The 10295-nt window shown below is 44.6% G+C and carries 8 protein-coding genes, 3 tRNA genes and 1 pseudogene; 3 read left to right on the forward strand and 9 right to left on the reverse strand.

Features of this window, described 5'->3' with window-relative positions:
• Positions 1-188: 188 nt before the first annotated feature.
• The 7 genes from ACI31H_RS07460 to ACI31H_RS07490 all read right to left on the reverse strand — a co-directional run bounded on the left by ACI31H_RS07460 (position 189) and on the right by ACI31H_RS07490 (position 5907).
• Entirely contained in the window at positions 189-1433 is a 1245-nt protein-coding gene (locus ACI31H_RS07460; protein WP_439771356.1) for a carboxylate--amine ligase, read from the reverse strand.
• A gap of 61 nt (positions 1434-1494) precedes the next feature.
• Positions 1495-2859 carry a DHA2 family efflux MFS transporter permease subunit gene (locus ACI31H_RS07465; RefSeq protein ID WP_439771363.1) on the reverse strand — a complete coding sequence of 455 codons (1365 nt, stop codon included), beginning with the start codon at positions 2857-2859 and terminating at the stop codon, positions 1495-1497.
• A 145-nt stretch (positions 2860-3004) separates the two neighbouring features.
• On the reverse strand, positions 3005-3652 hold the full coding sequence (locus ACI31H_RS07470; RefSeq protein WP_439771357.1) for a hypothetical protein: 648 nt from the start codon (positions 3650-3652) through the stop codon (positions 3005-3007).
• 62 nt (positions 3653-3714) lie between these two features.
• Positions 3715-3786, reverse strand: a tRNA-Gln gene (locus ACI31H_RS07475).
• A gap of 10 nt (positions 3787-3796) precedes the next feature.
• Positions 3797-3879, reverse strand: a tRNA-Tyr gene (locus ACI31H_RS07480).
• Between the two features lie 157 nt (positions 3880-4036).
• Positions 4037-5536: a peptide MFS transporter gene (locus ACI31H_RS07485; protein WP_439771358.1), complete on the reverse strand. Its 1500-nt coding sequence runs from the start codon at positions 5534-5536 to the stop codon at positions 4037-4039.
• Positions 5537-5834: 298 nt separating this feature from the next.
• A tRNA-Asn gene (locus tag ACI31H_RS07490) sits at positions 5835-5907 on the reverse strand.
• Positions 5908-6120: 213 nt separating this feature from the next.
• On the opposite strand from ACI31H_RS07490, the gene ACI31H_RS07495 reads away from it, so the two are divergent.
• Positions 6121-6870 carry a DNA-binding response regulator gene (locus ACI31H_RS07495; RefSeq protein ID WP_439771359.1) on the forward strand — a complete coding sequence of 250 codons (750 nt, stop codon included), beginning with the start codon at positions 6121-6123 and terminating at the stop codon, positions 6868-6870.
• Here the strand turns inward: ACI31H_RS07495 and ACI31H_RS07500 are convergent.
• Entirely contained in the window at positions 6867-7427 is a 561-nt protein-coding gene (locus tag ACI31H_RS07500; protein WP_439771360.1) for a zinc-ribbon domain-containing protein, read from the reverse strand. The genes ACI31H_RS07495 and ACI31H_RS07500 overlap by 4 nt on opposite strands.
• A gap of 32 nt (positions 7428-7459) precedes the next feature.
• On the opposite strand from ACI31H_RS07500, the gene ACI31H_RS07505 reads away from it, so the two are divergent.
• Positions 7460-8827 carry a GHKL domain-containing protein gene (locus ACI31H_RS07505; protein ID WP_439771361.1) on the forward strand — a complete coding sequence of 456 codons (1368 nt, stop codon included), beginning with the start codon at positions 7460-7462 and terminating at the stop codon, positions 8825-8827.
• A gap of 69 nt (positions 8828-8896) precedes the next feature.
• Here the strand turns inward: ACI31H_RS07505 and ACI31H_RS07510 are convergent, their stop codons facing one another.
• Positions 8897-9649: a DUF3642 domain-containing protein gene (locus ACI31H_RS07510; RefSeq protein WP_439771362.1), complete on the reverse strand. Its 753-nt coding sequence runs from the start codon at positions 9647-9649 to the stop codon at positions 8897-8899.
• 203 nt (positions 9650-9852) lie between these two features.
• Between ACI31H_RS07510 and ACI31H_RS07515 the strand changes: the two are divergent.
• Positions 9853-10167: pseudogene (locus tag ACI31H_RS07515) on the forward strand (transposase); the annotation flags it as partial.
• Positions 10168-10295: the final 128 nt, after the last annotated feature.

Genomic DNA, 10295 nt, shown 5'->3' on the forward strand with positions numbered 1-10295 from the left:
TTTATTGATCTCTTTCGTAATTATAATTTCCAGCCATATTATCACATTGCCCGCGAGTGAATTCAACAGTCAATGGCGGACTTATTTGAATATTATTTTCTATCGTCCAGAATCGCAAAGTAAAAGGGGAGCCAAGCAGAAGTCACTACTAATTCTGCCTTGCTCCCCCGTGTCCAAATGATCTTGATTTACTTCTTCATTACAAAGTACTTGGCAAAGTTTCTTTGCGAAACCGCATCGATTCGCTTGCCCAACAGCCAGCGCATAAAGTTCATATCCTTACTGTAACTATAAGTTGTACCGTAATGTCCTTCTCGAATCAGCTTTTCAGCTGCCTGCTTGATTTCGTTATCCTTAGCATACTTTAAGAAGGTCTTCTTTGAAACCCCCAGCCAAAGTTGGTACTTTGCCGGATCCTGGTTGGCATAGATCGTGTCCTGGTCATCTAGACTGTTAAAGACATAATCCTCAACCGGGAAGGTAGCTAACTGGTGGCCGTTTAGTGAAACGAAGAAACTACTCCGGCCCTGCCGTGGGTTTAGGTCAAAGACTTTAAATTGGCCGTCCCGTCGGTCGTACTTTAAGTCAAAGTTAACGAAGCCAGTAAAGCCAACCTGTTCCAAGAACTGCTTGATGTTGTGGTAAATTTGCTGGTCGTAAGCGGGCATGATCGCAACATAGTTACCAATGTTCGCCGGTTCGCACTCCTCTAGAAGCGGGTGGCCAAGACTCATCAGCTTAACCTGGTGGTCCTTACCAACATAACAGTTAATGGTCCGCATGTTGCTATCATCACCCGGAATAAATTCCTGGAGAATCAAGTCACCCTTGTACGGACTGTGTTCATAAATGGTCTCCAAAACTTGGTGGAGACGGTCCGCATCATTAATGATGTAGGCCTTTTCGTAACCTTCAAAGTTACCCTTGTGCCATTCCACCGCATCGGCCGCCTTTAGAGCCACTGGAAAGTCAAACGGTGATTGGTAGTTCTTGTAATCCGTGTCCGGTTTCAAGATATCCGTCTTCGGGTACGGTAGTCCGTACTTTTCGCAGACGTTGTAGAATTCCTCCTTGTTCGTTAACTGGGAAACTGACTCGTAATCAGCGTATGGAATTGCCATGTACTTAGCCAGTTCCGCCCGGTTCTTGCTAACTAGTTCTGTATAGTCGTCCCCGCAACTAATCAAAACTACTTTTTTACCCTGGTCAATATATTGCTGGGCTGCCTTGATTAGGGTCTTGGTAAAGACTGCCGGCTTCTGCAAATCCGGATCAAAATGTAGGTCAACAATTTTAGAAAAACGGGTCGGTGCCAGTTCCGCGCGGGCATACAGGTGGGACTTCACCCCATACTTTTCATACATTGACCGTGCCATTCCATAGGCATTAAAGTCGCTTCCTAAAATCAGCGGAACGAATGGTTGTTCGCTCACGATGCTCACTCCCTCTATTAGTTCTCACGTTCATTATTACAAGCCCCTATTTTATCACACTTTAATGCTGTCCTCGACTCTGGTCTTGTTTTTGCCAATGATAGTTAACCACAATTGCGAGTACTACTACAATCGCTAATACAGCCAGGATTAGGTAGTCAACGCGACCGCCGTTATAGGTCCGGTCCATTAGTGTCCCCTGACCATTATTTTGGAAAACCGCTAATACCGCGGCTAAAAATCCGGTCCCCAGTGACCCGGCAAATTGCTGGACCATATTAAAGATCGAGTTCACGTCTGCACTATTACGGGCCGCCACCAGTACCGAGGCGTTGGAAATCGTATTCCCAAAGGCGAAGTTAAAGCCGATCCGTAAAATAATAAAGAAGGTCATCACCAGCAACGGTGTCAACCGGGGCTGAAAGACTACAAAGCACAAGGCCCCTATTAGTAAAAGACTGCCACCAAAGGTTACCGGCTTGGCGAAGCCCTGTCCATCTGCCAGCCGTCCCGCAAACGGTGCTAGGCAGGCCCCGAAAACTGAACCCGGCAGTAAAACTAGACCGGCCACCGTTGATGAAGCGTGCAACACGTATTGAGCATAAAGCGGGATTACTAGTGAAATTCCGATGTTAATAAATTGCAAGTTAAAGTAGGTTAACGTCGACAAACGCAATGACTTATTCTTAAAGATTCGGAGGTCAAATAATTGTGATTCTCCATGGTTATTAATGTAGACAAAAGCGGTAAAGGCAACCACCGCTACCAGCAGCCAAATCAACAGGCGCCAACTAATTCCCTGGCGGCCAATTGTTGCGCAGCCATAAACGACCGCAAATAAGGCCACCGCCAAACTGGTTAGGCTACCATAGCTGAAACGTTTATCATTACCAAGTGGCTCGTTACGAATATAAAGTTGCCCCAGCACTAAACTAATCAAAACGAAGGGCAAGAGGAGCCAAAAGATCATTCGCCAAGAAGTAATGGCCGAAATCCAACCGCCATAAGTCGGTCCCAACGCGGGGGCAAACGAAATTACCATTCCAGCAAATCCGGTCATTGCACCAAGACGTTCCCGGGGAATTTCGGTAAAGATTAGGTGAAAGAGAATCGGCGTTGATAGTCCGGTAGCAACCGCCTGAATTAAACGACCAAGTAACAGTAGGCTAAAGTTGGGCGTCAACGCACACATAAGGTCCCCAATAATAAACGCCAAAACCGCGGTTAATTGAAGACGGCGGGCCGCAAACTGGCGTAGTAAATAGGCCGTTGTCCCCATCGTAATGGTTACCATCAGTAAGTAACCGGTGGTAATCCATTGAATGGTGTCCAAAGAAACTCCCAGTTCGCGAGATAGGCCTGGATAAGTGACGTTCATCGAGGTCTCATTTAAAATTCCAATAAACGTTAATAGTGCTAGTGACATAATTGCCAAATAGGTATGCTTACTACTTGTTTTCACGTTCAATTCTCCTTTTCACGACAAAACGGCCATGGTGATTGCTCCACCACAGCCGTTTTGTTTATCGATAATTGAGTTATACCAAAAAAACTTTCGTCCTGTCAAGTAGCTATTGCTGGCTTAACTGAAGTAGCCATTCCCTAGTCGGCCCATCTAGGTCAGTCCCTGGTTGATACGGTAACGGCGCCAACAAGGCGCGTACCTTCGTCCAGTCAACTTGACCATCATGATATAGACTAGCCAGCAATAACTGAGCGGTCTGTTTCTTAATCGCTGCCGCTACTTGCGGGCGGTTTAAGAAGGTAGCCGCCGCTCCCTTGGTCGCTAACTGAACAGCTATCAAATAGGCTAAGGTCGTAGTATCAACCTGCTTAGTAATCCGTAGACGTCTTTCTAAGGGAACCGCCGGCAACTCCTTAACCAAGAATTTCTGTAACAGCGGCCAGTTAGCCAGCAATTGCTGGAAGAACTGCCACGGAACCTGTGCATTGAGCTTGATCACTAGGCCGGGGACGATTTGGGACAGGTCCCCCTGGTAAGTCCGTAATTGTTCACTTACCTCAATCAAAAAGCGCTGACAGGTTTCCTGGGCGTCCACGGCTACTCGCCTTTTGGCCGTTAACGCAAACCGCACCAGTAAAAAGTCCGTCAATTGATCGTTGGCAATTGTATTTCCATTTCCTTCCCGGCGCTTAACTTTAAAGCTATTTAACTGCTTGCGCCGGGTTGACTTTGCAAATTTTCCCTGTTTTGGCACGGTCCTACTCCCCTTCTTAGGTAATAAAAAAAGCTTACCAACACGTGGTAAGCTTTAGACAGTTGGGCTAGCTGGATTCGAACCAGCGCATGACGGTACCAAAAACCGTTGCCTTACCGCTTGGCTATAGCCCAATAATAAAGATGGAGGAGGGTGGATTCGAACCGCCGAACCCGAAGGAACGGTTTTACAGACCGTCGCGTTTAACCAGACTTCGCTACTCCTCCATTAGAAGCGCTAACTGATGTAATCAATCAACGTTTATTATAATACCTAATCTCGGTCCTAAATGCAAGTACTTTTTTTAATTTTAGTCAAAAAAAGAGTAAGGGCGACACATCTCTGTGTCGCCCTTACTCTTTTCACATTAGGTAACAACGCTGATTAATCAACGCCACCCATTAGACTGTGGATCTTCTTAACGAAGAACATCAGGATGATACCGAAGACAATACTTACAATCCCGATCGTCAGGAAGTATGGCACTTCGGTTGAGGATGAGTAGTATTTAACAATTTGAGCGTTGACCGCCTGACCAGCAGCATCCGCCATAAACCACATACTCATCATTTGTGACTTAAAGGCCGTCGGTGCTAACCGTGTCGTGACGGACAAACCGATTGGCGAAATTAACATTTCACCAATTTCAACGATAAACCAGGAACCGACCAGCCAGAATGGTGAAACCCGGCCAGCGGTAGTGCCGTGGATCAATGCTGGTAATGCCATGAAGGCATATGATAAACCAGCAAATACTAAACCAGCGGCAAACTTACCAGGGGCACTCGGTTGGTTCTTCCAACGGTCCCAAAGGGTAACGAAGACCGGCGTTAAGATCATGATGAACAGTGGGTTTAACGTCTGGAAGTTAGCGGCGGCAAAGTGCCAGCCACCAATGTGTAGGATCGTCCGTTGTTGAGCAAACAGTGCCAGGACAACGGATCCTGATTCTTCAATTCCCCAGAAGATAACAGCGGCAATGAACAGTGGGATGTAAGCAAGCACCCGTGACTTTTCAACCTTAGTAACCTTCTTGGAGTTTAACATCATAATGAAGTAGTAAATCGGCAGGGCAATGGCAATAATTGTAATTAACGTAATAATGTTGTTAATGTTTAATTGACCAAGTGCTGCCAGTAAACCGAGGATGATAACCAGGGCGATAACCCCGACTAACGTCCAGATAATAACCGGACGTAGGTCATCATTTTCAATTGGGTCGTCTGGGTACAGGCTATCCTTTGATAGGTACTTCCGCCCACCAACGACGTATTGAATCAGGCCAAAGAACATTCCGATAGCGGCTAAGGAGAACCCAGCGTGGAAGTTCATTTCACCATGGAACAGGTTAAGGCCAAAGCCGTTAGCAGCCCACGGCACCGCCCATGGAGCAACTGCGGCCCCCAAGTTAATACCGAAGACGAACATACTGAAACCAGAATCACGCCGCCGGTCTTCAGGGCTGTACAGGCCCCCAACCATTTCCGAGACGTTGGGCTTCAGCAAACCGGTACCAATAACGATTAGGGCAATTGATACGTACAGTGCAGAAACACCAAATGGTAACGACAAGGCGATGTGCCCAAACATGATGAGGACACCACCGATAAAGACGGTCCGGCGTGGTCCCCAAACACGGTCAGACAACCAACCACCAACCACCCCGGAGAGGTAAACCAGTGATCCGTAGATTGACATGATTGATGCCGCCGTGGTTTGGTCCATCCCCAAGCCACCCTTGGTAACTGCATAGTACATATAGAATAGCAGGATGGCACGCATCCCGTAGTAACTAAACCGTTCCCACATTTCGGTGAAGAACAGAGTGGACAGTCCTCGTGGTTGCCCGAAGAAGGCTGTATCCACATTTCTCTCTTTACTCATATAATTCCTCCAAAATATTGATAATGGATTATTAAATTTAAATACTCATCCCAAAAGATAAAATTAATCTTTTAAAATTTCAGAATAGTTCAATTATAAGCGTCGGCTAAGACGTCGTCAATTAAAAAATAAGATTTTAATGAGGAATCATTGGTATTTGATTGGTACTTTTGCCATTTTCGACCATTTGTTTTTAATAGTTAACCTTGCAATCCTTTTCAACTTAAGATTATTAAGCGCGTATAATGGTATCTGAAGGTAATAAAAAAAGTGCCAGTAAAACTGACACTCTAATCGACTCCGGCAGTCAGACTCGAACTGACGACAACCTGATTAACAGTCAAGTGCTCTACCAACTGAGCTATGCCGGAATAATGTTAACTAATCAACGTTTTAATTATACGAGAAAGAGCCCAGGATCGTCAAGCACTTTTTTACCAGTCCGCCCTTTGATCTGCTAAGAAACTAATTTTTCATCTAACGGTAATTTTCTTAAGTAAGTGAACTAATTCTATAGTTCTAACGTCAAATCTCACTTATGATCAATTTACCGAACTATTTTATCTAAGGAGGAAAGCGATACGATGAACCTTTTTATTCTCGAAGATAAGTGGGTAGAACAAGTAAGCCTTGAAAAAGACATTAACGAAATTGCCCAGGAGCAACACATTGCCATCTCGACCATTAAGGCCTATTCCAAAATTGCCGAATTCAAGGACCGCTTACCGGCAGCAAGTATCGATAACGTCTACTTACTGGACCTGGAAATCGATAACGATAAAAAGGCCGGGTTGAAAATAAGTCGTCTTATTCGTAAGCATGATCCTTACGCGACGATTATCTTCATCACCGTCCATGATGAACTTTTACCAGTTACGTTTAAGTACCAGGCCGAGGCCCTCGACTTTATTGCTAAGGACAAGGACAATATTAAGGAGCGCTTAGGACGGGCACTAAAGGTCGCCCAACATAAGCCCCGCCGGTTTGCCTTACCAACCATCCTACTTAAAATTGGCACAGGTTATACCCGAATTAACATTGAAGATATCATCTACTTTTCACCTAATCCGGCTAATTCCCACCAATCCTTCCTCCAGCTAGTCAATAATCAGCGAATCACCGTTCACGGCTCACTAACCACTCTGGAGAAAAAATCGCCGTTGTTTTTCCGGAGCCATCGGCGGTGCTTGATCAATATTTCTAAGGTAGCCGAGATCAATACCCATGAACACCTGGTTATCCTTAAGGGAAGTACCACACCGTGCCCATTATCCCGGCTAAAAAACACTGCCTTGTTAAATCGACTCGCAGAAATTGCCAATGCTGGTAATTAATCCATCTTAATCATCCGGAAACGTTTAATCGTTGGCTGTCCACTAACCTTACACTTTCCGTAATCATTAAATTTCCCGTAACGGTGGTTGTAATAAAAAGTCATCTTCGGGGACGAATTAATAACTAATGACTTGGCTGCCCGACTATCAACGTAGCTCACACTTTGTCCATGACCATGTTTCATTGTCGTCATTACCTTAAGTGTTCCCGTAGCGTACCCGTTACGGGATTTTCGCGTTTCTCCTTTTAAATAGCGGACCATCACTTGGTGGTTATGGTGATCAAAGAACTCAACTTTAAACGGGATTGCGTTAATCGAAGAGGTGCGCAAGATTTCTTGATTCTGCCGAATTGAGATCCCGACAACGCCTAAAAACAGGGCTAAACCGAGAATTGCAAAAACGATCATCGCTTGGCGCTTCGACTGGGGACGGGTATAACCAACCGTTTTTTCACTGCTTACTGGTAATTTATGACCACAATTAGTACAATAACTTTCATGAATAGAATTCAACTTACCACAATTGGGACAAGTTTTACTGAGTTGTTTGCTCATTATTGACACCTTTCTTTTGGGAGACATTTGTAATGACATTTTTTAACATTAATAACCCCTTTATTCAGGCGGCCAGTCCCGTCTATCTCTGGACCTACATTATTCAGGCATTCTTCTTTTATCCCCTACTATTCTGGGGAACCTACCGCCACGTTTCGCACCGGCGAATTCCTCTGATATTTTACATAATCTCTGGGGTGGTAGAACTCTTTTTACAACCCAACCTTTTTCTGAATGATTTGATCATCACCCTTTGTTCGGCAGCTGCTGTTTATTACTTTGCCAACCCGAATGAGGAACAGTTTTCGACGATCATCGCCCAGTTTGGGGTCGCGATGCTCGTCTATTATTTTGCCTCAGCGATCGGGTTATACTTGGCCCGCTTGCTGACCATGGTTTCACCACAGGCAAGCAGGATTATCTTCTTCATCCTAATCCCCATTATTTATTTGATTGCTTTGTTAATTATACTAGTTTCACGCCGGTTATTTGACCAGTATTTCAAAATTATTTTCCTTCAATATTCTGGGGTTAAGGAAATACTAAGCCTCCTTTTCATCCCGCTAAGCTACTTCTTTTACGTTTTTCAGTTTAATCCGCACGCTATTGTCCAGACTTTTCATGTTCAGGCGGTCAATAACTTTGCGTTAATCGCCGCAACCGCTTATTACCTCCTCGCGCTTTTTATCATGTTTCTGACCGCTACGTTTATCCACCAGCATGACGCCCTCTACTATGCTAACGTCCGTTTAAATAACCTCGAAAACTACACCAGTGAGTTGGAAGTAATGTACGACGACATGCGCCGGTTTAGACACGATTACAAGAACATCTTATATTCGCTCAAGAGTGCCCTGGATACCAATAATCTGGACTATGCTAAAAACCAGATTGATAACCTTGCTAGCTCAACTGAACCGTTAATTAACGCCCCAACTAAGGTTTTAAACAACCTCCAAAACATCCAGGATTCCGGGATTAAGTCGATCGTCTATAGCAAGCTGATGACGGCCCTAGAAAAGCAGCTTTCGCCCCTATTGGAAGTTGCCCAGCCGATTGACCTTACACAAACGATGGAGCCGGTTGACGTGATTCGTGTGTTATCGATTCTACTTGATAATGCCATTTACGCGGCCCAACAATCACCAGAAAAGAAGCTTGACCTGAGTCTCTACGAAAATGACAATGCTCAGTTCATTGTGGTTGGTAATTCGACTAAGGAAAGTCAAATTGACCTTGCCAAGCTCGACATTAATTCCACCACCTTTAACCTCAACGCTAGCCACCATATTGGTCTACGAAACCTGCGGATTATTTTGGGTCACTACCCGCAAGCCGTCAATGACCGCAGTTCTCATGACCACTGGTTTGAACAACGAATTATCTTGCCCAAAAACTAAATACCAGTAAAAAAGGTCCCCCAGCATTCGAATTTGGATGCTAGGGGGCCTTTTACGTAGTTTCTAAATCTAATTGGTATGCGAAACGATACTATCAATCTGTTCAGAATCCGTTTGATTTGCTAGACTTTGAATACTGGTCGTATGCTTAGCTGTCGGGTCACCGGCTCGCCAATAGGTAACTGTATTCCCTTTAATTTTATATTCAATGGCTTCACCATCGTCATCACTATTTGCCTCGTTAAAGGAATAGGTACCGCCATTACTATTAAAGACGAATCTTTCTTGACCTGGCATACCATTATAAGTGGTTTGAAAGGCCATTGCACCGACGCGGCGAGGGTCAACTGACGAAGAAGCTTGCTGGCTGTCACTATTACCATGGTGGGCGGCCAGGTACCTATCAAGATTTAAACTAGCAGTCGTCCGGCTCATCGAATCCGTGGCCCAATTACTATCACCAGTTAACGTTAACTGATTACCGGAAAGGTGGGCAGTAACCGGACTGGTAACGTCGCTATCGTCAAATTTTAGCGTATACTCATTATCCCCGGTCTTTGTCCAGGTCAATTGATCATCCGTATCACTATTAACCGGGTCGGCGTAGACATACCGTCCAGTGCCATTAGCGTTAAACTTAACGGCTGTACCCTTTTGAGTATTTTGGTAGGCTCCTACAAGCGTATCAGCGGCCTTCTGACTTGTTTTGACGGTGCTACTAGAACTTGCACTGTTGTCCGTCTTATTCGCACCACAGGCCGTGAGAGTCGTCGCTAACAGGCCTAATGCCAGTACGCTAGCCATTCGCTTATAATTTTTCATTAGCTTCAACCTTCTTCAACATAATCTTCCTTAATTATAAACGTTCCTAAGAAGCTAAGCGTTGCTTTTCATGCAACTGACAAAATTTTCATTGAAGTTTTTTACTAGGCGTAAGTCACTAAAAATACTCTGCTCTTTACCGTTTTTTGTTACTTGCTGTGCCATTGATTTAAAAAGAAAAAAGACAACGCTTTGAAGCATTACTGGAAGCTATTAATGGCCAAGGAAAGCTAACTAGATTACCTAAGCTAAGGGCTACCTACGAATACTACCAAGACTTAATAGCCGCGATTGGTAACCATAATCAGGCTTTATTGAACCAGTTAATCAAGCGGAATAATTTACCAATCACGATGAGACGAGTTAAGCGAACCCTCGCCAAGCACCGCCAGGAGATCATCACTGACTTTCACACCCAACTAACCAACGGGCCAATCGAAGGCACTAATAATAAAATCAAGGTAATCAAGCGAACCGCATATGGCTATCGTAACTTCTTCCATTTTCGAATCAGGATTCCCGTTTCATTGAAGACTTCCAATCTCATGATTCATGAATTATCAAAAAAGAGAACCAGACCAATAGCCAAAGGTAAGCACACCATAACGACACGTATTGAAAAAGGCGGTCGTGATCCTCAAGCTTG

This window comes from Limosilactobacillus sp. (assembly GCF_051873035.1).
Lineage (GTDB): Bacteria > Bacillota > Bacilli > Lactobacillales > Lactobacillaceae > Limosilactobacillus.